The sequence below is a fragment of the Arthrobacter sp. SW1 genome (genome assembly GCF_001766675.1).
In the GTDB taxonomy this organism is placed as follows: Bacteria; Actinomycetota; Actinomycetes; order Actinomycetales; family Micrococcaceae; genus Arthrobacter.
The window spans coordinates 238,691-259,994 of the sequence record NZ_MJLT01000034.1 but is presented as its reverse complement, the minus strand read 5'-3'; the positions used below and the strand labels follow the sequence as shown (position 1 = coordinate 259,994).

General features: G+C 67.1%; 20 protein-coding genes and 1 tRNA gene. 9 read left to right on the top strand and 12 right to left on the bottom strand.

Annotation, left to right across the window (positions count from 1 at the left end):
- Window positions 1-17 precede the first annotated feature (17 nt).
- The 4 genes from BIU82_RS13030 to mca all read right to left on the bottom strand — a co-directional run bounded on the left by BIU82_RS13030 (window position 18) and on the right by mca (window position 3,748).
- The gene (locus BIU82_RS13030) at window positions 18-293 is read right to left on the bottom strand and encodes a DUF2087 domain-containing protein (RefSeq protein ID WP_070349874.1); all 276 of its coding nucleotides are present in this window, start codon (window positions 291-293) and stop codon (window positions 18-20) included.
- A 9-nt stretch (window positions 294-302) separates the two neighbouring features.
- Window positions 303-2,513, bottom strand: coding sequence for a thioredoxin domain-containing protein (locus BIU82_RS13025; RefSeq protein WP_083292323.1), 2,211 nt, complete (start codon window positions 2,511-2,513; stop codon window positions 303-305).
- Window positions 2,485-2,757, bottom strand: coding sequence for a hypothetical protein (locus BIU82_RS13020; protein WP_070349873.1), 273 nt, complete (start codon window positions 2,755-2,757; stop codon window positions 2,485-2,487). The genes BIU82_RS13025 and BIU82_RS13020 overlap by 29 nt, the downstream gene beginning before the upstream one ends.
- Window positions 2,758-2,842: 85 nt before the next feature.
- Complete coding sequence (gene mca / locus BIU82_RS13015) at window positions 2,843-3,748, bottom strand: mycothiol conjugate amidase Mca (RefSeq protein WP_070349872.1); 906 nt, start codon at window positions 3,746-3,748, stop codon at window positions 2,843-2,845.
- 99 nt (window positions 3,749-3,847) lie between these two features.
- On the opposite strand from mca, the gene BIU82_RS13010 reads away from it, so the two are divergent.
- Both BIU82_RS13010 and greA read left to right on the top strand, forming a co-directional pair.
- Entirely contained in the window at window positions 3,848-4,303 is a 456-nt protein-coding gene (locus tag BIU82_RS13010; RefSeq protein ID WP_070349871.1) for a DUF4307 domain-containing protein, read from the top strand.
- Between the two features lie 152 nt (window positions 4,304-4,455).
- Entirely contained in the window at window positions 4,456-4,950 is a 495-nt protein-coding gene (gene greA / locus BIU82_RS13005; protein WP_070349870.1) for a transcription elongation factor GreA, read from the top strand.
- Window positions 4,951-5,007: 57 nt separating this feature from the next.
- Here the strand turns inward: greA and BIU82_RS13000 are convergent, their stop codons facing one another.
- The 4 genes from BIU82_RS13000 to BIU82_RS12985 all read right to left on the bottom strand — a co-directional run bounded on the left by BIU82_RS13000 (window position 5,008) and on the right by BIU82_RS12985 (window position 9,219).
- Complete coding sequence (locus tag BIU82_RS13000; protein ID WP_070349869.1) at window positions 5,008-5,613, bottom strand: rhomboid family intramembrane serine protease; 606 nt, start codon at window positions 5,611-5,613, stop codon at window positions 5,008-5,010.
- 11 nt (window positions 5,614-5,624) lie between these two features.
- Window positions 5,625-6,863 (bottom strand): threonine ammonia-lyase, encoded by a 1,239-nt coding sequence (gene ilvA / locus BIU82_RS12995; protein ID WP_070349868.1) that lies wholly within the window; start codon window positions 6,861-6,863, stop codon window positions 5,625-5,627.
- A 3-nt stretch (window positions 6,864-6,866) separates the two neighbouring features.
- Window positions 6,867-8,201 (bottom strand): AI-2E family transporter, encoded by a 1,335-nt coding sequence (locus BIU82_RS12990; RefSeq protein WP_070349867.1) that lies wholly within the window; start codon window positions 8,199-8,201, stop codon window positions 6,867-6,869.
- Between the two features lie 79 nt (window positions 8,202-8,280).
- A complete protein-coding gene (locus BIU82_RS12985; protein ID WP_139146603.1) occupies window positions 8,281-9,219 on the bottom strand; it encodes an aldose 1-epimerase family protein in 939 nt (312 codons plus the stop codon).
- Window positions 9,220-9,307: 88 nt separating this feature from the next.
- Here BIU82_RS12985 and galT point away from each other — a divergent pair, with 88 nt between their 5' ends.
- Genes galT through BIU82_RS12970 form a run of 3 tightly spaced genes read left to right on the top strand, consistent with a single transcriptional unit; the run spans window position 9,308 to window position 12,924 of the window.
- A complete protein-coding gene (gene galT, locus BIU82_RS12980) occupies window positions 9,308-10,462 on the top strand; it encodes a galactose-1-phosphate uridylyltransferase (RefSeq protein WP_070349865.1) in 1,155 nt (384 codons plus the stop codon).
- On the top strand, window positions 10,459-11,616 hold the full coding sequence (gene galK, locus BIU82_RS12975; protein ID WP_070349864.1) for a galactokinase: 1,158 nt from the start codon (window positions 10,459-10,461) through the stop codon (window positions 11,614-11,616). Before galT ends, galK begins: the two co-directional genes overlap by 4 nt.
- 57 nt (window positions 11,617-11,673) lie before the next feature.
- A complete protein-coding gene (locus tag BIU82_RS12970) occupies window positions 11,674-12,924 on the top strand; it encodes an acetyl-CoA C-acetyltransferase (protein WP_070349863.1) in 1,251 nt (416 codons plus the stop codon).
- A gap of 97 nt (window positions 12,925-13,021) precedes the next feature.
- On the opposite strand, the gene BIU82_RS12965 is transcribed toward BIU82_RS12970, so the two are convergent.
- Window positions 13,022-13,948: a Bax inhibitor-1/YccA family protein gene (locus BIU82_RS12965; RefSeq protein WP_070349862.1), complete on the bottom strand. Its 927-nt coding sequence runs from the start codon at window positions 13,946-13,948 to the stop codon at window positions 13,022-13,024.
- Between the two features lie 381 nt (window positions 13,949-14,329).
- Here BIU82_RS12965 and BIU82_RS12960 point away from each other — a divergent pair, with 381 nt between their 5' ends.
- Genes BIU82_RS12960 through BIU82_RS12945 form a run of 4 tightly spaced genes read left to right on the top strand, consistent with a single transcriptional unit; the run spans window position 14,330 to window position 18,401 of the window.
- On the top strand, window positions 14,330-15,640 hold the full coding sequence (locus tag BIU82_RS12960) for a branched-chain amino acid ABC transporter permease (RefSeq protein WP_070349861.1): 1,311 nt from the start codon (window positions 14,330-14,332) through the stop codon (window positions 15,638-15,640).
- A gap of 9 nt (window positions 15,641-15,649) precedes the next feature.
- Window positions 15,650-16,621 carry a branched-chain amino acid ABC transporter permease gene (locus tag BIU82_RS12955; RefSeq protein ID WP_070349860.1) on the top strand — a complete coding sequence of 324 codons (972 nt, stop codon included), beginning with the start codon at window positions 15,650-15,652 and terminating at the stop codon, window positions 16,619-16,621.
- Entirely contained in the window at window positions 16,618-17,619 is a 1,002-nt protein-coding gene (locus tag BIU82_RS12950; protein ID WP_070349859.1) for an ABC transporter ATP-binding protein, read from the top strand. Before BIU82_RS12955 ends, BIU82_RS12950 begins: the two co-directional genes overlap by 4 nt.
- On the top strand, window positions 17,616-18,401 hold the full coding sequence (locus BIU82_RS12945) for an ABC transporter ATP-binding protein (RefSeq protein WP_070349858.1): 786 nt from the start codon (window positions 17,616-17,618) through the stop codon (window positions 18,399-18,401). Before BIU82_RS12950 ends, BIU82_RS12945 begins: the two co-directional genes overlap by 4 nt.
- A gap of 185 nt (window positions 18,402-18,586) precedes the next feature.
- Here BIU82_RS12945 and BIU82_RS12940 read toward each other — a convergent pair whose 3' ends face one another.
- The 3 genes from BIU82_RS12940 to BIU82_RS12930 all read right to left on the bottom strand — a co-directional run bounded on the left by BIU82_RS12940 (window position 18,587) and on the right by BIU82_RS12930 (window position 21,268).
- Entirely contained in the window at window positions 18,587-19,939 is a 1,353-nt protein-coding gene (locus BIU82_RS12940) for an ABC transporter substrate-binding protein (RefSeq protein WP_070349857.1), read from the bottom strand.
- 257 nt (window positions 19,940-20,196) lie between these two features.
- Window positions 20,197-20,270: transfer RNA gene (locus BIU82_RS12935), tRNA-Leu, on the bottom strand.
- A gap of 62 nt (window positions 20,271-20,332) precedes the next feature.
- Window positions 20,333-21,268 (bottom strand): N-acetyltransferase, encoded by a 936-nt coding sequence (locus BIU82_RS12930; protein WP_070349856.1) that lies wholly within the window; start codon window positions 21,266-21,268, stop codon window positions 20,333-20,335.
- Window positions 21,269-21,304 lie beyond the last annotated feature (36 nt).

The following is a 21,304-nucleotide window of genomic DNA, read 5'->3' as shown; positions in this document are numbered from 1 at the left end:
TCGCACTTGCGCTGGCGTCACTCCCCGCTGCGCGGCAGGAAGTACGCCGATCCATCCGGCGTACGTTCCACCAGCTGCGCATCCACCAGGTAGCGGCGCAGCATCACATAGTCGTCGCTGTACTCCGACAGCCGCTCGTTGAAGCTGCGCTCATCGAGCCGCTCGCCGTGCTTCAGGACCTTTCCGGCCACCCACTCCAGCAGCAGGCGCCGAGCGTCCTGCTTCCTGGGGTACCTGTCGATCCTGCCGTCCTTGCGCAGGAATCGTTCGACGCCGGAGCTTTCTTCAGCCATGCCTCAAGGCTATGGGGAATCGCCGCTCATCGCTCGAAGCTGCTCTTCAAGGTCCGCCAAGGACGTTACGGGCCGCTGGCACACCATGTCCCGGCACAGGTACACCTGCGGCGAACCGTCGGGGGCCGTGCTGCGTTGCTCCAGCAAGGGGACGCTTGCCGCATCCGGAACCGCTCCGCCGTCGCCGGTTTCCTGCAGGGCGACCACCATGCCGGGGTTCGGGGAGAGCAGCAGCCGGCGGTGCAGCTCACGGCGGGCGGCGCCGTCCGGGCCTGCCACCGCGGCTTCCAGCGGCCCCGCAAGGGCCGCCTGCGCGGTGGCGAGCAGCCAACCGGCCACCCGCGGGGCGCGGGTGGCGATCGGCGGGAGCAGGTTCAGGATGTTTCCGGCCATGAGCCGTTGTTCGTGGGAGCCGGAGTAGGCCGACGACGTCAGCAAGGCCCCGGCGAAGGCGGCGGCCCCGCTGGGCGCGGCGTTGTCGAAAGGATCCAATGACGGCCTGCCGCCCTGGGCGCTGAGCACTTGCCCGGATTCCCCCGCCGAATCGGACAAGCGGCCGTCGGCGGCGAACCGCGCCGCCGCCTCAGCAAGCAGGTCCTGGGCGAAGGCGTACCAGCGGCTGTGGCCGGTCACGGCGTACAGGGCCAGGAGGCCGTCGGCGCAGAATGCGTAGTCCTCCAGCAGGCCGCCGATGCCGCGCGCCACGCCGTCGTGCGATACCCGCACAAGGCCCCGGCTGCCGTCCGGGCCCGGCACCCAGTGCACGCGGTAGAGGTACGCCGCGATGTTTTCCGCGGCCCGGACGAGCTCCGGATCATCGAGCACGGCCCCGGCGTCGGCGAGGGCGCCCACGGCGAGCCCGTTCCAGCCGGCCACCACTTTGTCGTCACGCCCCGGCTGGGCACGGCGGCCGCGCGCGGCGAGGAGCACGGGGCGCACCCGCTCCCACAGTTCAGCTTCGGCAGCAGTGAAGCCCCGGCCGGGGTGCAGAGGCGACCCGTCGCCGGATACCGTCCCACGCTCCCCGATGCCCATCAAGCGGGCCACGGCGGGCCCGTCCTCGTCACCGAGCACGGCCCGCAGTTCAGCCGGGCTCCACAGGTAGGTGGCCCCTTCATGGTGAACGCCGTCCACCACGGTGTCGGCGTCGAGCGAGGAGGCCAGGCCGCCTTCCGCGGCGTCGCCCAGGCCCAGCTCGCTGACCATCCAGGCCGCCGCTTCCGCTGCCACGCCGGCTGCTTCCTCCGCCGGGAACACCTCGTTGCCGCCCAGCCGGACCCAATGGGCGTAGACCCGGATCAGCTGGGCGTTGTCGTAGAGCATCTTCTCGAAATGCGGAACGGACCAGTCGGCCGTCACGGAGTACCGGGTGAAGCCGCCGTCCAGCTGGTCGCGCAGCGCGGAACGGGCCATGACCGCCAGCGTCCGCCCGGCCATGTCCCGTGCGGCATCGGCGGTGTCCGAGGGGACCGCCGCATGACGGATGAGGAACTCCAGCACCGCCGACGGCGGGAACTTGGGCGCCCGGCCGAAGCCGCCGTCGTCGGGGTCTTCCGAACGCGCCAGCAGCTCTACCGCCGTGGCCGGCACAGCGGCGTCGACCGCTTGCGGGACGGTATCAAGCACGACGGCGGCACCCGCTTGGGCGTCCGCCATGCCGGCCGCGAGCTCTCGCGCGTTCTGTTCGACGGCGTCCCGGCGTTCCAGCCAGGCCTCGTGGACCGCCTCGAGCACCTGGAGGAAGGACGGCCTGCCAGGCAGCGGCGTGGGCGGGAAGTAGGTGCCGGCGTGGAAGGCGAGTCCAACAGGTGTGAGGAAGACGGACATGGGCCAGCCGCCCTCGCCGCTGATGGCCTGGGTGGCGGCCATGTAGACGGAGTCGACGTCCGGGCGTTCCTCGCGGTCTACCTTGATGGAGACGAAATGCTCGTTCAGGTAATCCGCGGTGGCCTGGTCCTCGAAGGATTCGTGGGCCATAACGTGGCACCAATGGCACGCGGCGTAGCCGATGGACAGGAAGACGGGTACATCGCGGGCCGCAGCCAGCGCAAAGGCTTCGTCCCCGAAAGGCTGCCAGTGCACCGGGTTGTCCGCGTGTTGGCGCAGGTAGGCCGAGGGTTCGGAGGCCAGCGCGTTGAAGGACCCGGGCTCCGAACGTGCCGGGCCCTCATGCGGCCCGACGGGACCGTTGCTAGCGGGCTGCTGCTCCGCCATCGCCATCAGCTTCGGGATCGGCGCCGCCCTCTGCGGCCAGGCGTGCTTCCTCGACCTGGGCGCGGTAGCGGACGCGGCGGATGCGGCGGACCATGTCCACGATCAGCAGGGTGGTGGCCACCACGAAGAACGCGGTCATGATGAAGCCCAGGGTTCCCGGCGTCACCTGGTCCTCCGAGAGGCCCGGGCGCAGGGACGGAGACGGCGAAGGCGCCGGAGTCGTGGCCAGGACGAGGAGCAAGTGGTGCACGGTTCAAACCTTCTATGGGAGTGCTGGCTGCCCGGAGACGGATTCCTTCCGATTTCTACATCTGATAGAAATCGCCGGGCACCTTCTATCTTAGCCCTGCGAAGAGGTCCTTTTCAGGCAGCTCCACCTGCACCCGGGAATGCACCAGGGTGTAGTCCTCCCACGGCCAGACCTTCCGCTGCAACTCCGGGGACACGGCGAAGAAAAAGCCATCGGGATCGATCTGTGTGCGGTGGGCGCGGAGGGCGTCATCCCGCTTTTCGAAGTAGTCGCCGCAGTCCACCTGCGTTGTGGTCTGGTGTGCGGGCACCGGCGGGGTATGCCCTTCGGCGTCGGCTTCCAGCCAGGCCGCAAGGCGGGCGGCGTACGGCGACTGCAGGCCGGCTTCTTCCAGCGCGAAGTGCAGGGCGCGGAAGCGTTCGGGACTGAAGGCACGGTCATAGTAGAGCTTGCTGGGAGTCCAGGCCTCGCCGGTTCCCGGGTAGCGCCCGGGATCGCCCGCGGCATGGTAGGCCTCCACCGCTACCTTGTGCGCCATGATGTGGTCCGGGTGCGGGTAGCCGCCGTTCTCGTCGTAGCTGAGGATGACGTGCGGCTTGAAATCACGGACCAGGCGGACCAGCGGTGCGGCGGCGCGCTCGAGCGGCTGCAGCGCAAAGCAACCGTCCGGCAGCGGCGGCATCGGATCGCCCTCGGGCAGGCCCGAGTCCACGAAGCCGAGCCACTGCTGGCGGATACCCAGGACCTTTGCAGCGGCGTCCATTTCCAGGCGGCGCGCGCCTGCCATGTCCCGTTTGGGATGCGGGGCGTCCTCCATGCCCGGGTTCTGGATGTCGCCGCGGGAACCATCGGTGCAGGTTGCCACCATGACCTCGACGCCTGACGCGGCGTACATCGCCATCGTTGCTGCGCCCTTGCTCGATTCGTCGTCCGGGTGGGCATGGACCGCAAGGAGCCGGAGCGGGGTGGCGGAGCTGGTGGTGGTGCTCATCCTTCGGACATTCCTCTTTCTGTGCTGCCGGCGGGGGTGCTGCCGGCAAGGCGTTGGGCTGATGCAAGGGAGCCGCCGGAAGCGCACTAAACTGGACGGGTGACTTCGGAAGACCCCTCGACCGCGCGGCCGGCAAGTACCAGCCTAGCCAATCGCTACGGCACCCAAAAGCGGCGCCTGGGGCGCAAGGGGTTGCGGAACCTGGCCATCGCGGCGCTGCTGCTGGGCATCGGGTTCATGGCCTGGATCGCCACCACCACCGCCACGGCCCCGGTCACCTTCAAGGACATCGGATTCCACGCCACGGATGCCACGCAGATCGAGGTGGATTTCCAGGTGGCCAAGTACCCGGGTGCCACCGCCAAATGCGCGGTGAAGGCCCTTGATTCCAAGTTCGCGATCGTCGGCTGGAAGGTCGTGGAGATCGGCCCGAACGAGCCCAAGGACGGCGCAGACGGCGGACGCACCACGGTGCACCGACTGGCCCTGCGGACCGAATCCGAAGCAGTCTCCGGCGTCGTGGATGGTTGCTGGATCACGGACAGCGGCCACTGAGAAGGTGTGACCCGCGACTCCTTTGGCTTTTGGTTTGTCCACAGGATTGACTACACTGGACCAATACCTTTACCCCGCTGAGCTGGTTACTGAGTTCCACGAGTGGCCACCATGGCGGGGTCTTTTGCTTGCAGATCCATAAGGAGAAGTCCGTGTCTACCACCAACAGCGCAACTGCAGCGTGGCTTACCCAGGACGCATATGACCGCCTGAAGGCCGAACTGGAGCACCTGTCCGGGGCCGGCCGCGCGGAGATCGTCCAGAAGATCGAAGCTGCCCGCCAGGAAGGCGACCTGAAGGAAAACGGCGGCTACCACGCCGCCAAGGAAGAGCAGGGCAAGATTGAGGCCCGCATCCGCCAGCTCACCGTGCTGCTGCGCGATGCCCAGGTGGGCGAGGCTCCGGCCGACGACGGAATCGTCGAACCCGGCATGATCGTGGTTGCCCGCATCGCCGGCGACGAGGAAACCTTCCTGCTCGGCTCCCGCGAAATCGCCGGCGACTCCGATCTGGACGTCTTCAGCGAAAAGTCCCCGCTCGGCGTCGCGATCATGGGCCACAAGGAGGGCGACAAGCTCAGCTACACCGCCCCCAACGGCAAGGAAATCGCGGTGGAGATCGTCTCCGCCAAGCCGTTCACCGGCTAAGCAGCCGTTAACATACGACGCCGGCCCTCCCTTTCGCGGGAGGGCCGGCGTCGCGCTTTAAGCCTCTTTCGGCCTGAGCAGCACCGCCGCGAGGACGCCGCCGGCGGCCCCGCCCAGGTGCGCCTGCCAGGACACCGTGCTCATCATGTTCGGTAGCACCCCGAAGAGGATGCCGCCATAGACCAGGAACAACACCACCGAAAGCAGCGTCTGCCACCAGCTGCGGTTCAGGACACCGCGCACCAGCAGGAAAGCGAACAGGCCGAACACCAGCCCGGATGCGCCCACGGTGACTCCCCCGCCGATCAGCCAGACCACGAGCCCGGAACCCAGCCAGCTCAGGGCCACGGTGGTCAGGAAGACGCGCAGCCCGGAGAGGAACACCAGGAAGCCGAAGATGATCAGCGGCAGCGCGTTGGAGAGCAGGTGCCCGAAGCTGGCGTGCAGCAGCGGAAACGTAAAGATGTCCAGCACGCCGTCCGCGCTGCGTGGCCGGAGGCCGAAGGTCCTGTTGAGTCCATGCAGGAACAGGGTGTTGATGAGCTCAATGACAGCGAGCACGGCCACGAAGCCGCCCATCAGCAGCAGTCCGCCCTTGGCACGCACCGCAAGGGGTTCCTTGTCCGGAACCGACTCCGGCACCCTGCCGCCGAGGTAGTCCATGGGGGCCGCCGTCAGTGCACCACGATCGGCTGGAAGCCCTCGGCCCGGAGTGCGCCGAGCACCTGCTCGCCGTGTTCGTGGCCCTTGGTTTCCAGGTTGATGGTGATGGAGACGTCACCCATGCTGATGGCGCCGCCCACCCGGGTGTGGTCCAGGCCGGTGACGTTGGCGTCGTTCTCGGCGATGATGCGGGCAATGGTCGCCAGCGAACCGGGGCGGTCATCGAGCATCATGCGCACGGTCATGAAGCGGCCGGCCGCCGAGAGGCCGCGCTGGATCACCTTCAGCATGAGCATGGGGTCGATGTTGCCGCCGGAGAGGACCACGGCCACCTTGCCCGGGTTCTCGATGGTGCCGTCCATGAGGGCAGCCACGCCCACGGCACCGGCGGGCTCCACCACCATTTTGGCGCGTTCCAGCAGGAAGATCAGGGCCCTGGCGAGCGAGTCTTCGCTGACGGTCACGACGTCGTCAACCAGCTCGCGGATGATGCTGAACGGCAGCTGCCCGGGACGTCCGACGGCGATGCCGTCTGCCATGGTGGACACCTTCTTGAGCGGCACCAGGGCGTCCGCGGCGAGCGAGGGCGGGTACGCTGCGGCGTTTTCGGCCTGGACGCCGATGATCCGGATTTCGCGACCAAGTTCCTTGGCCTTGGCTTTGATGGCCACCGCGACGCCCGCCAGCAGGCCGCCGCCGCCGACGCCCATCACGATGGTGTCCACGTCAGGAACCTGTTCGAGGATTTCCAGGCCGATGGTGCCCTGGCCGGCCACGACGTCGACGTTGTCGAAGGGGTGCACGAACACTGCTCCGCTTTCGTCCGCGTAGCGCTGGGCTTCGGCGAGGGCCTCGTCCACGTTGTGGCCGTGGAGCACCACTTCGGCGCCGTGGCTGCGGGTGGCGGCAAGCTTGGGCAGCGCGACGCCGAGCGGCATATAGATCCGCGCCTTGATGCCCAGGCTCTTTGCGGCGACGGCCACGCCCTGGGCGTGGTTGCCGGCCGAGGCGGCGACAACGCCGCGGGCCTTTTCCTCGGCCGAGAGCCGGGCCATGCGCACATAGGCGCCGCGGACCTTGAAGGAGCCGGCGCGCTGCAGGTTTTCGCACTTGAAGAACGCTTCGCCGCCCACCATGGCGCCCAGTGCCCGGGAGGTTTCGATCGGAGTCCGGGTAATAATGCCCTCGAGCAGCTCCTGCGCCTTAAGGACATCGTCCAGGGTGACGGGCAGGGTTTCGAGGGTGTTCACGGATTACTCTCCTTTGTCGGTATCGGCTGCCGGGGCCTGCTTGGAGCTTGCCGGGGCGGCCGCGTCATGGCCTGCGGCATCCTTGCCGCGTACGGACGTGCCATCGTGCGCGGAGTGCGCACCGGCGGGCCGGGTTTCCTTGATGTTGGGATCCTGGTCCGGATCCTGCACCTCAGCCCCGGCTTCCCTGTAGGAAGCCGATAGTCCTTCATCATGTTCCCACGTCCGCGCGGCAATATAGCGAACCGCCGTATTTGCTACGGCCAGCAGCGGAACCGCGAAGAGCGCGCCCGGGATTCCGGCGAGGTAGGATCCGGCAGCCACCGAGAGGATCACGGCCACGGGGTGCAGCGAAACTGCCTTGCCCATGACGATCGGCTGCAGGATGTGGCTTTCCAGCTGCTGCACCAGGAGCACGATGCCCAGCATGATCAGGGCGTTCACCCACCCGTTGGCCACGAGGGCCAGCAGCACAGCGATGGCGCCGGTGACCAGGGCACCGACCACGGGAATGAATGAGCCGATGAAGACGAGCACGCCCAGGGGCAGCGCCAGCGGAACCTGGATGATGGCCGCACCCACTCCGATGCCCACCGCGTCCACGAAGGCCACGAACATCTGGATGCGCACGTAACTGACCATGGAGGCCCAGCCCCGGCGGCCCGCGCCGTCCGTGGCGGCCCGCGCCCGCTTGGGGAGCAGCCGCACTAGGAAGCTCCAGATCCGCGAGCCTTCCAGCAGGAAGAAGATCAGGATGAAGAGTGCCAGCACCAGCCCGGCAGCGAAATGGCCGGCGGTGCTGCCGAAGGACAGGGCGCCGCTGAGGATGCTGCTGCTGTTGTTCTGCAGCGCGTTGACGGCGTCCTCGATGTACTGGTCCATCTGGTCCGCCGTGAGGTGCAGCGGACCGTCGGCCAGCCAGGATTGCACCTGCTGGATGCCGGCGAGGGCCTGGTGCCAGAGCTCACCGAAACCTGTGGCGAGCTGCCGCCCCACAAGCGCGAGCGCGCCGGCGATCAGGCCGATGAAGCCCACCACCGTGAGCGCGACGGCGGCGCCCTGCGGCATGGCCTTGCGCAGCCAGACGACCACTGGATGCAGGAGGCCGGCGAGCAGGGAAGCGACCATCACCGGAATGATGAGGAAGCTGACCTTGGACAGGAGCCAGATGAGGGCACCGCCCACCAGCAGGATCAGCCCGAGCCGCCAGGCCCAGGCCGCGGCGATCCGCACCCCGTAGGGGATGTCCTGGGCAAGCTGCTGCTCGGAAAGCCGGGCAGGAACCACGACGGGACGGGCGGGAGGAAGCTGCGGTGTGGCGTCAGGTGTCGGCGTCATGCCCCCATAATTCCCCAGCATGCTTGCAATGGGAAACCACCGCGCCCGGAAGGGGACGCTCCACGCCACTGGGCCCCGGTCAGAGCTGCGCCGAGATGCCCCAGTGCATGGTGAAGGACTCCCCCGGTTCCAGCCAACGCAGGCCATCGCCCGAGTTGAAGGCGTTCGCCGGGCCGGTCATCGGCTCGATCGCCACCGCCTTGCTCCGCCCGGGGAAGCCGCTGGTGACGAACACATGGACGTAGGCGCAGCTCTCGTCCTGTTCGAGCGTGACGCTGCGCCCGTCCGGCGCGCTGAGCACATGGCGGGCTACGCCGCCGTCGAACTCCAGGTCCGTATAGGCGACGTCGATGTCCAGCTCCGCGACGGCGGCACCCCCGGCGAGCGCGAACACGCCGTCCGCGGGCGCCGTACTGCGCGGGATAAGGCGTTCGTCAGCCACGAGCCGGGTGGCGGCCTTGACGGTAAGGCTGAGTTCTTCGGGAGCGGTGTCCCCGATCCGCAGGTACGGATGGGCGCCGAGCACGAAGGGGGCCTTGGCATGGGAGTCGTTGATGAGGGTCTGGGAGACCCGGAGCGCGAGTTCGGCGTCGATCCCGTAGCGCACTCGGTGGCGGGCCAGGAAGGGGTAGCCGTGCTGCGGGAAAATCACGGACTCGAGCGTGACGGAGAATTCGTCTTCGTCCACCAAGGCGTAGGAGGCGTTCCGCAGCAGGCCGTGGCTGGCGTTGTTGCGGCCCACCTCGGTGATGTCCAGTTGCTGCTTGGTGCCGTCCAGGTACCAGACGCCGCCCTCCACACGGTTTGCCCAGGGGGCCAGGGTGATGCCGGTGGCGCCGGGCGGAAGTACGTCGTCGGCATAGCTTTCGGTCAGCTGCACGCCGCCGCGGCTGAACAGGCGCAGGCCCGCGGCCAGTTCGGTGACGAGGGCGAGCGCGTCGCCCCGGCGGATTTCGTACTGGCGGCCGCTGGCGAAGCGGCGGGATTCGGTCTCAACACCGGCGGTCTCGGTAGGCATGGCATAACCGTACTTCATCGCCCCACCCCAAAATGTGATGTTTTGTTAATTAATTTGCTCTTTTGGTCAGTTGTGGGATGATTGTCGCATGACCCGCCTTAGCCGCACCCTCCTCGCCGACGGCCGCGAGCTGCTGTATTTCGACGACGCCGGCACGCTCCCGCGGGATCCCGCCACCCTGGTGGATAACCGGGATCTGCCGCCCCGCGCCGAGCCCGGCGAAGTCCGCTTCGACGCCCTGAGCGGAGACTGGGTGGCGGTCGCCGCCCACCGCCAAAGCCGCACCCATCTGCCGCCCGCGGACCAGTGCCCCATCTGCCCCACCACCCCGGCCAACCCCTCGGAAATCCCGGCGCCGGATTACGACGTCGTGGTCTTCGAAAACCGTTTCCCCTCGCTGGGGCCGGTCACGGGCGAACTCCCGCATGCCGGCGCACCGGAGCACAGCGGATGGGGGCTCAGCGCACCCGCCTACGGCCGCTGCGAAGTGGTGTCATTTACACCGCAGCACACCGGGTCCTTCGCGGAGCTGAGCGAACAGCGCGCCCGCACGGTGATCGACGCCTGGGCGCAGCGCACCGAAGCCCTGAGCGCGCTGCCAGGCATCAAGCAGGTGTTCCCCTTCGAGAACCGTGGCGCGGACATCGGCGTCACGCTGCACCACCCGCACGGGCAGATCTACGCCTACCCCTACGTCACTCCGCGGGCAGGAGTGCTGGCCGCCGCGGCGGCTGCTCATTTCGAACGCAGCGGCGGCAAGGAGTCCCTGGCCGCGTCGATCCTCCGTTCCGAACAGAACGACGGCAGCCGGATGATCCTGGAGGGCGAACACTTCAGCGCCTACGTCCCCTTCGCGGCGCGCTGGCCGCTGGAGATCCACTTGGTCCCGCATCGCCACGTACCCGACCTCGCCGCGCTGGACGGGGCGGAACGCGAGGAACTCACGGTGGTCTACCTGGATCTGCTCAAACGGCTGGACCGCCTGTACCCGACGCCTACGCCGTACATCTCCGCATGGCACCAGGCCCCGCTGGTGGCGGGCCTGCGGGAATCCGGCCGGCTCCATCTCCAGCTGACGTCCCCGCGGCGCGCGGCGGACAAGCTGAAGTTCCTTGCCGGTTCAGAAGCCGCCATGGGAGCCTTCATCAACGACACCACCCCCGAGGCCGTGGCCGAACGGCTCCGCATGGTTGCGGACCCGGCACTGGCCACCGCCGCACCCCAGGAAGGAAAGCACGCATGACCGAGCTCACCGTCCGCTTCGAGGACGCTTTCGGAGCAGCGCCCGACGGCGTGTGGCAGGCTCCGGGGCGCGTGAACCTGATCGGCGAGCATACGGACTACAACGAAGGATTCGTGCTGCCCTTCGCGATCGACAAGACCGCCAAGGTGGCCCTCCGGATCCGGCATGACTCCAAGGTGCGGCTGCTGTCCACCTTCGGAGACCAGGGCATCGTGGAGGCGGAGCTGTCCGGGCTCTCTCCCGAGGCCGTTGCGGACGGCTCCATCAAAGGCTGGAGCAAGTACCCGCTGGGCGTCGTCTGGGCACTCCGGCAGCGAGGCGTCGAGGTGCCCGGCTTCGATCTCCTCCTGGACTCCGATGTTCCCCTTGGCGCCGGCCTGTCCTCATCGCACGCCATCGAATGCGCGGTGATCAGCGCCCTCAATGACATTACCGGCGCCGGCCTCGCGGCCGAGGACATGGTCCTGGCAACGCAGCAGGCCGAGAACAACTTCGTGGGCGCGCCCACCGGCATCATGGACCAGTCTGCTTCCCTGCGCGGCAGCAAGGGCAAGGCCGTGTTCCTCGACTGCCGGGACCAGAGCGTGAAGCTGGTCCCCTTCGACGCCGAATCCGCGGGCCTGGTGCTGCTGGTGATCGACACGAAGGTCTCGCACTCCCACGCCGACGGCGGCTACGCCTCCCGCCGTGCCTCCTGCGAGCTGGGCGCCCGGCTCATGGGCGTTCCGGCCCTGCGCGACCTCGCGGTGGAGCAGCTCGACGACGCCCGCACCGTACTGGACGACATTACCTTCCGCCGCGTGCGGCATGTGGTCACGGAGAACGCACGCGTCCTGGAGACGGTGAAGCAGCTGGCGGCCGGCGGGGCCGGCAGCATCGGCCGGCTGCTGGACGCGAGCCACACCTCGATGCGCGACGACTTCGAAATCTCCTGCCCGGAACTCGACCTCGCAGTCGATACTGCGCGGTCCCACGGCGCCATCGGCGCCCGCATGACCGGCGGCGGCTTTGGCGGCTCGGCGATCGCCCTGACTCCGGTGGGATTGGAGCAGCAGGTGCGCGACGCCGTCGCGCGGTCCTTCCTGGATGCCGGCTTCACAGCGCCGGACATCTTCACGGTTACCCCCGCGGCCGGTGCCACCCGGCTGTCCTGACCTGACCGTCCTGGCCCGGCTGTCCTGGCGCCGTGGCCGCGGGCGTAAGCTGTGGCCATGACTGAGGCTGTCATTGTGTCCATGGCCCGCAGCCCGATCGGCCGGGCCTTCAAAGGATCCCTCAAGGACGAGCGCCCGGACGACCTCGCCGCCGCGATGGTCACCGCCGCGCTGGCGAAGATCCCGGGGTTCGACGCCGGCGCGGGCCTCGGCATGGACCAATGGTCCGGGCTGGACGACCTGTATCTGGGCTGCGCGGAACCCAGCGGCGAGGCAGGCTCCAACATGGCCCGCGTAGTCTCCATCCTGTGCGGACTCGACTACGTCCCGGCCGTGACGGTCAACCGCTTCTGCGCCTCCAGCCTGCAGACCCTGCGGATGGCCTTCCACGCCATCCGCGCCGGCGAAGGCCACGCCTTCGTGTCCGCGGGCGTCGAATCCGTGTCCCGCTACCAGAACTGGGCCGGCGCCGGCGAAAGCGACTCCTCGGTGCACAACCCGCGCTTCGCAGCGGCCAAGCAGCGCACGGCCGCCCGGGCGGCCTCGAACACACCATGGACGGATCCGCGGCTCGGCGGCCGGCTGCCGGACATCTACATCTCCATGGGCCAGACTGCCGAGAATGTCGCCACCAGCTTCGGCATCAGCCGGGCGGAGCAGGACGAATGGGCAGTGCTCAGCCAGAACCGGGCCGAAGCCGCGATCGCCTCGGGCTTCTTCGCCCGGGAAATCACCCCGTACACCCGCGCCGACGGCACCGTGGTGGAGCGGGACGATTCGCCGCGTCCCGGCGTCACGCTGGAAGGCGTCAGCGCACTGGATCCGGTCTTCCGCCGGGAGGGAACTGTCACCGCCGGGAACGCCTGCCCGCTGAACGACGGCGCGGCCGCCGTCGTCGTCATGAGCAGCACCCGCGCCGCGGAGCTCGGACTCGAACCACTGGCCCGCGTCGTCTCCACCGCTGCGAGCGCCCTCTCCCCTGAGATCATGGGCATGGGACCGGTGGAATCCAGCCGGCGGGCGCTGGAGCTGGCCGGGCTGACGATGGCGGATATCGACCTGGTGGAGCTCAACGAGGCCTTTGCCGTTCAGGTGGTAGCCAGCGCCCGCGAACTCGGCATCGACCCGGAGAAGCTCAACGTGCACGGCGGCGCCATCGCGCTGGGGCACCCCTTCGGCATGACCGGCGCGCGGATGACGAACACCCTGCTCAACGGCCTGCGCGAACGGGACGGCACCTTCGGATTGGCGACGCTCTGCGTGGGCGGCGGGCAAGGCATGGCCGTGGTGTTCGAGCGGCTGAGCTAGGCCGGCCGCGGTGGATGAGCCTGTCGAAACCCGGATCTCGACAGGCTCGACCACAGAAGAGGGCCCCGCCGAAGCGGGGCCCTCTTCCTGTTTGTGGCTAGTCGTCGCCGCGCAGAATGGCGAGCAGGCGGATGATCTCCACGTACAGCCACACCAGGGTGACGGTCAGGCCGAAAGCGGCCGTCCAGGAGTAGCGCTGCGGGGCACCGGCGCGGACGCCTTCCTCGATGCTGGTGAAGTCCATGACCAGCGAGAACGCGGCCAGGCCGATGGCGAGGATGCCGATGAAAACACCGAGCGGGATGCCCATGATTTCGAAGCTGGTGCGCAGGCCGAACGGTTCCTGGACGGCGCCGGTCAGCATCATCACCATGTTGATCAGGGCGAAGACGGCGTAGCCGATGGTGGCGATCATGAAGAAGCGCACGGCCTTCGGGGTGGCACGGACCTTGCCGCTCTTGAAGAGCAGCAGGGTTACGCCGAACACCGCAAGGGTGCCGATGACGGCCTGCAGGCCCACGCCCGGGTACATGCCGTCAAGGAAGCGGGTGAGGCCGCCCAGGAACAGGCCTTCGAGTCCGGCATAGCCCAGGATCAGGGCCGGGGACGGCTGCTTCTTGAAGGTGTTCACCAAGGCGAGGACAAAACCGCCCAGGGCACCGACGAGCATCAGCATGGTGGCGGTGCCGGCCGGTACGAACAGGGTCACGGCTGCGCCGAGTACCAGCACCGCGAGGCAGGCCGCGGTCTTGACGATGACGTCGTCGAACGTCATCCGGCCGGTTTCGGCAGGACCGGCAGCAGGCCGGTTGTACATCTGCTGGAGCTGGTCATCGCTCATGGGCTGGCCATAAGCCGGCTGGCCGAAGCCAGGCTGGCCGTACTGGGTCTGGCCGAAGCCGGGCTGACCGTACGGGTTCTGGCCGTACGGATTCTGCGCATACGGGTTCGGGGGTACAGGCGGTGCCTGCACCGCCCCACGGAAATTCTTTCCGTTGAAGACCGGGTTGCCGCCGAGTGCCATGGTGGGGTGTCCTCCTGAATAAGGGCGTAGTGATAATTCACGCTACCAAGTCCCACGGCCGGCCACCCTGAAAAGTTCCGGCCCGATTGTCACACTTTAGAAACGCCGCCGACCGCCCAGACTTCCGTTAAGCGAAGCTGAACATATTGTTGCCCCACGCTTCACAGTTGTTATCTGATCGCGACCTCCACAGGCCTGCGGGCAGCATTTTTCCCGCTCGGGCGGCGGTAGCATAAGCACGCATGGGTGATGCAAGTCACAGTGGAGGCTACGGAAACTGTGGGCAGCCCATGACCGTTCGCACCGGCTGCAATGGCGCACCGGGACCACCCCCAATGTGGAAGGTTTTCCATTTTGAGAAGCACAAGCAGAGAGCGGTCCATGAGACCGCACGCGGGACTGCAGCGAATCGTGGGGGCGTTCTTCGCAGCCCTCATCGCTGCGCTGCTGCTGGCAGCACCCGCAGCGCAGGCAGTCACCCCTTCGCCTTCGCCGTCGCCGGCTCAACAAGGTTTCCAGAACAACATCAGCGGCTTCCTCCGCGACGACGCCCGGGCACCGATCCCCGGCGTACGGATTACCGCCAAGGGAAACAACTTCGAAGGCTCGGCCACGTCCGGCGCCAATGGTTCGTGGGTTATCCCCGTTCCTGAAAAAGGCAAGTACACGGTGGAACTGGATACCTCCACCCTGCCGGACGGCATCAAGCTCGCCGACGGCCAGCAGAATCCCCGTGAGGTCACCTTCAGCCAGACCTCCAACCTCTCGGTGATCTTCGCCTTCGGCAAAGGCATTGTGGTCCAAGGGCAGGACTTCGGCCAGAACCTGCTGAACCGCCTTGTTGCCGGCATCAGTTTCGGCATGCTCCTCGCGCTGGCTTCGGTTGGCCTCTCGCTGATCTTCGGAACCACCGGGCTCACCAACTTTGCCCACGGCGAGATGGTGACCGTCGGCGCGCTCGGCGTCTTCGCCTTCAACGCCTGGGGCCTGCCGGTCTGGCTGGCTGTCGTGCTGGCGCTTATTGCCGGCGCGGCGTTCGGATATCTCCAGGACGCGGGGCTCTGGCGGCCGTTGCGCCGGCGCGGAACCGCGCTGGTGCCCATGATGATCGTCTCGATCGGTCTGGCACTCGCTGCCCGTTACGTGTTCCAGTTCTTCTTCGGCGGCGACACCCAGCAGCTCCCGGGCTCGCAGGTCACGGACGTCCAGCTCGGGCCGATCTCGGTTTCGCCCAACACGCTCTGGTCCCTGCTGATCTCCGCCGTGGTCATCGCGGTCCTCGGCGTCGTCCTCCTGAAGACCCGCCTCGGCAAGGCCACCCGCGCGGTGGCTGACAACCCGGCCCTTGCGGCGGCCTCCGGCATCGATGTGGACGGCGTGATCCGTATCGTCTGGATCGTCGGCGGCTTCCTGGCGGCGCTGGGCGGCATCCTCTGGGCGTACTACCGGCCCGGCGTCACCTGGGACATGGGCACGCAGATCCTGCTGGCCATCTTCGCCGGCGTGACCCTCGGCGGCCTCGGTACCGTGTTCGGCGCCCTCGTGGGCTCCTTGGTGGTCGGCATCTTCATCGAGTTGACCAGCCTCGTCCTGCCGCCGGACCTGAAGTACGTCGGCGCGCTCATCGTCATGATCGTGGTCCTCCTCTTCCGCCCGCAGGGTATCCTCGGCCGGCGTGAGCGCGTGGGTTAGGAGCAAGCAATGGATTTCGGAAACATCCTCTCTCTCGCCCTCGGCGAAATCGCCACCCCGACGACGGCGGCCTACGCGCTTGCCGCACTCGGCCTCGCCGTGCATTTCGGCTACTCGGGCCTGCTGAACTTCGGCCAGGCCGGCTTCATGGCGGTAGGTGCCTACGGCTTCGCGATTTCGACATTGACGTTCAAGGTCCCGTTCGTGGTGGGCCTGCTGATTTCGCTGCTCTGCGCCGTGATCTTCGCGCTCCTGCTCGGTGTGCCCACCCTGCGGCTGCGGGCCGACTACCTGGCCATCGTCACCATCGCCGCGGCTGAAATCATCCGGTACATCGTCACCACCAACACCCTGTTCCGGATCACCGGTTCGGCGGATGGTTTGTCCTCCTTCCAGCGGGAATTCGATTCCTTCAATCCCTTCCCCGCCGGCACCTACATCTTCGGCTGGAGCAACCGGGACCTCTACGTCCGCGTTGTCAGCTGGATCGTCGTCATCTTGTGCGTCGTGATCGTCTGGCTGCTCATGCGCAGCCCGTGGGGCCGGGTGCTCAAGGGCATCCGCGAAGACGAGAACGCCGTCCGCTCCCTCGGCAAGAACGTCTACGCGTACAAGATGCAGGCCCTCGTGATCGGTGGCATCCTGGGCGCCCTGGCTGGCCTCTTGTTCACCCTCCCCCGCGGATCGGTGCAGCCGGCGAACTACGCCACGGAACTGACGTTCTTCCTCTGGACCGTGCTGCTGCTGGGCGGCATGTCCACCGTGCTCGGACCCGTGGTCGGCGCCATGATCTTCTGGGTGGTGCTGTCCCTGACCCAGAACCTGCTGGCCGGGCTCATCGAATCCGGCGCAGTCACGTTCATCTCGATCGTCCAGGCAGGCCAGCTGCGCTTCATCCTGGTCGGTATCGCGCTGATGCTCCTGATGGTCTTCAGGCCGCAAGGCGTCTTCGGCAACAAGAAGGAGCTGGCGTTCGCATGAGCACTCCCAACAACGTCGGCAACGACAACATCGACCACATGACCGATACCCGGGCCATCGCCGTCGGCGAAAACCTCCCCGGCTGCAAGAAGCGGGACCCGATCGTGGTGGCGGACAACGTCACCCGCAGCTTCGGCGGCATCACCGCCGTCGACGTCGAACACCTCGAAATCCCGCGGCATAAGATCACGGCGCTGATCGGCCCGAACGGTGCCGGCAAGACCACGCTGTTCAACCTCCTGACCGGCTTCGACACCCCCAACTCCGGGGCGTGGACCTTCGAAGGCAACAACATCGCCGGCGTCTCCTCCTACAAGGTGGCGCGCATGGGCATGGTGCGCACCTTCCAGCTGACCAAGGTGATGGGCAAGCTGACCGTCATGGAGAACATGCGGCTCGGTGCATCCAAGCAGCCGGGCGAGCGGCTGTCCAAGGCCCTTTTCAAGAACATCTGGGGCGCCCGGGAACGGGAAATCACCCAGCAGGCCGAGGTGCTCCTGAAGAAGTTCAAGCTGGACGCCAAGAAGGACGACTACGCCGCGTCCCTGTCAGGCGGGCAGCGGAAGCTCCTTGAGATGGCCCGGTCCCTGATGGTCCAGCCCAAGCTGGTGATGCTCGACGAACCCATGGCAGGCGTCAACCCGGCACTCACCCAGTCCCTGCTGGACCACATCAAGAACCTCAAGGCCGAAGGCATGACCGTCCTGTTCGTCGAGCACGACATGAACATGGTGCGCCATATCGCCGACTGGGTGGTGGTGATGGCCGAAGGCCGGATCGTCGCCGAAGGCCCGCCCGGCGAAGTCATGAAGGACCCCGCCGTGATCGACGCCTATCTGGGCGCCCATCACGACGTCGACCTCGGCGATGCGGAAGGCATCCGCGAGCTCGAGGCCGAACTGGAAGCGGACGAAGAATCAATCGTGGGCACGGACGCCGCGGGCATGATCGCCCCCGAAGCCGTCGAGGCCCACCTGGAAGAGGAGGAAGGCAAATGAGCGCCACCAGCGCCATGCCGGCCGCGGGCAGCGCGCCCGTGGAGGACGCCGTCGTCAAGGTCACCGACCTGGTGGCGGGGTACCTGCCGGGCGTCAACATCCTCAACGGCTGCAGCATCGAAGCCCGCAAGGGCGAACTGATCGGCATCATCGGACCCAACGGCGCCGGCAAGTCCACCCTGCTCAAGGCCATGTTCGGCCTGGTGAAGGTGCATTCTGGCTCCGTGGTGGTGCACGGCAAGGACCTCACGGGCCTGAAAGCCAACAAGCTGGTTTCCCAGGGCTTGGGCTTCGTGCCGCAGACCAACAATGTGTTCGCAGCCCTGACCATCGAAGAGAACCTCCAGATGGGCATGTTCCAGCGGCCCAAGGCGTTTGCGGAGCGCTTCGACTTCGTCACCGGCCTCTTCCCTGAGCTCGGCCGGCGCCGTGCGCAGCGCGCGGGGTCCCTCTCCGGCGGTGAACGCCAGATGGTGGCCATGGGCCGTGCCCTGATGATGGACCCGGCCGTGTTGCTCCTCGACGAGCCTTCGGCCGGCCTCTCCCCCGTGAAGCAGGATGAAACCTTCCTGCGGGTCCACGAGATCAACCGGGCAGGCGTCTCCGTAATCATGGTGGAGCAGAACGCCCGCCGTTGCCTGCAGATCTGCGACCGCGGCTACGTCCTGGACCAGGGCAAAGACGCGTACACAGGAACCGGCCGGGAGCTCATGAAGGACCCCAAGGTCATCCAGCTGTACCTCGGAACCCTCGCCGACGAAGTCAACGGCGAAGGCCAGTAACCCCCGGAAAGCACTCAGGCCGCTGCGTCATCCGACGCAGCGGCCTGTTGCTGCCCAGGGTTGTTCTGTTCGGCACCTGTTGCTGCGAAGACCGGCGGGCGCCCCCAAAAAGAACAGAACAAAACAAAAGGAAATCCCCGGAGCATCCGCTCCGGGGATTTCCTTTGTGTCCTGCCAGGGCCGGCTTAGAGCTTGCCGAACTCTTCCTGGACCGGGCTCAGGGTGTTGTCATCCTTGTACTCGTAGATGCCGATGTAGGCTTCCGTGGGGTCGCCGGCGTCGGAGAAGGTGACCGGACCGGACTTGCCGTCGTAGTCGATGTCCTTGCCGTTGCGCAGCAGGGTGACGCAGGATGCGTAGTTGGTGCACTTCTCGCCGACTTCGGAGACTTCCTTGAGCTTCTTGGCGAGGTCCACGCCCTTGGTGCTCTTGGCGGCTTCCGAGGCCAGTGCGATCAGGTTCACGGCGTCGTAGGATTCGCCGCCGTAGGTGAAGTCCTTCAGCTTGGAATCGACCGAGAGGAGTGACTTCTTGAAGTCGTCCTTGGTGAAGGTGCCCGGGAAGGTTCCGTGGGCTCCGGTCATGGTTCCGGCCTTGAAGACCTTGCTGTAATCGGAGGTGTTGCCGTCCACCAGGAACATCTGGCTTCCCTTGATGCCCTTGGCGGTCAGCAGCGGGATGATGGACTTTGCCTCATCGAAGGTGATCAGCACGATAGCGTCCGGCTTGGCCGCCACCACCTTGTCCACCTGTGCCTGGAACTGGGAGTCGCCGGTGTTGTAGAGCTCCTCGGCCACGACCTTGCCGCCGGCGGCCTCGAAGGCCTCCTTGACGTTCTTCTGCAGGCCCGTGCCGTAAGCGTCGTTGAGGACGATCATGCCGACGGTCTGGGCGCCACAGGTGGCGGCGTAGTTTCCGAGGACCTTGCCCTGCAGCACGTCAGACGGTGCAGTGCGCCAGTACAGTCCCTTGTCATCCCAGGTGGTGAAGTCCGGGGAGGTGTTGGCAGGCGAGAACATGACCACGCCGGCACCGGTGATCTGGTTGATCACGGTCTTCGAAACAGAGGAGGACGCGGCACCGATGATGGCCTGCGCTCCACCGGCCAGCAGCGCGGTGGTGGACTGGGTGGCGGTATCGGTCTTGGTGTCGCCGGAGTCGCGGTGGGTCACCGTGACCGGCTTGCCGAGAACGCCGCCCGCGGCATTGACTTCCTTGACGGCGAGGTTCACGCCGGCGATCTCGGGTGGGCCCAGGAAGGCCAGGTTGCCGGTGGTCGGCAGCAGCGAGCCGAGCTTCAGCGGAGTATCCGTGGTGGTCGTCGACGGCGGAACGGCGCCGGCGGCGGGTGCGTCACTGGCGGTGGCCCCGGCGCTTGCGCTCGGAGCGGGGCAAGCGATGCCTCCGCTTGCCGCCGGACTGGTCGACGTTGCACTGGGTGACGGCGAGCCACCACAGGCCGTGGCCAGGAACGCGACACCGATGCCAAGCACTGTGAGCTTGGCGGCACGCGGAGCCGCGTGTGAAAGGTCAAACATGGATTCGTCTCCTCGATCGAAAGGTGCGAACTGCCTTTGATGCGATAGATCAGGTAGTCCCTGAATACGACTCAAACTAGTGCAATCAGGCGGCGAACATAAGTGATTCAGGTCACATCCCTATAACACTCGTTGCCTGTGGGGAATCCTGCCCCGGGCACGGGAGTATCGTCTGAATTTTGCGGGATTTCGCGGCACCGGAAAGAGACACCGGAAAGCGGCGAAGGAAAGCGCGGAACAGGTGCCGCGTCGACTTGTGCCCCAGCAGGGACTCGAACCCTGACTGCGCGGATTTTAAGTCCGCTGCCTCTGCCAATTGGGCTACTGGGGCGCCCGCACAATCCTAACCCAGCGCAGTTCGCCGCCCCGTTCCGGCGGCAGGCGCCTGCGCGGTTACAGCCGCTGGAAAGGCTCCGCATAGCGGAAGGTGCCCAGGCCGCCGTCGGAGGTTCCGGCGTCGGGCATTCCCGGAAGCGGCAGCACCTGGAAATGGGCGCCCCAGGCGGGCTCGGGCGGCTGTACTCCCACGGTCGTCCCCGGAACGTAGCCAAAGCGAGGGTAGTAGTCCGTGCTGCCGAGCAGCGCGATCCCCGCCTCCCCCGAAGCGGCGGCCCGCCGGGCGGTTTCGCGGAGCAAGGCCGAGCCGATGCCGCGGCGCTGCAGATGCGGCTCCACGCTGATCGGCCCCAGCCCGAGGAACGGGAGATCGCCGACGAAGCCCCGGGTGCTGATGACGTGCCCCACGATCTCGCCGCCGAGTTCGGCCACGATGCTCAGCCCGGGAAGGTACCCCTCGCATTCGAAGAGCTCCTTCAGCAGTCCCACCTCCCCGGGTTCGCCGTCCACAGGCAGGCCAGTGACGGGATTGATCGAGAAGGCGGCAGCCGTCAGGGCAAGGATCGCTTCCCGGTCCGCGCGCATCCCGCTCCGCAGGACGACGCCCCGCTGCAGCAAGGTGAGGATCTCCATGGCGTGCGCCGAATCCGCAACGGGAACCAGCAGGTGATCGTGGTGGAAGCCCGCCAGGACGTTGCAGCTGATCCCCGCCGCACCCAGCGCGGAGCTGACGGCCGCGGTCAGGCCCACCGCTTCCAGCGCCGAATGCACCTGCAGCGTGATCCAGGCGGCAACAAAGTCGTACTCCAGGCCGAGCCGGTCCGCTTCGTCGCGGTGCAGCACCACGGTCAGTCCTTCGGCCTCCCGCACGGCCGCTTCGACGCCGCCTTCCAGCGGCCGGCCGTGCGGCCAGAGCGCATAAACGTACTCGCCCTCCCGAAGGACGGGGTGCATGGATTCGAGGAGTGCCGCCAGATCGGTTTCGCCTGCCATGGCAGACAGTCTAGGGGCGTGGAGGCTTCCGGCGGA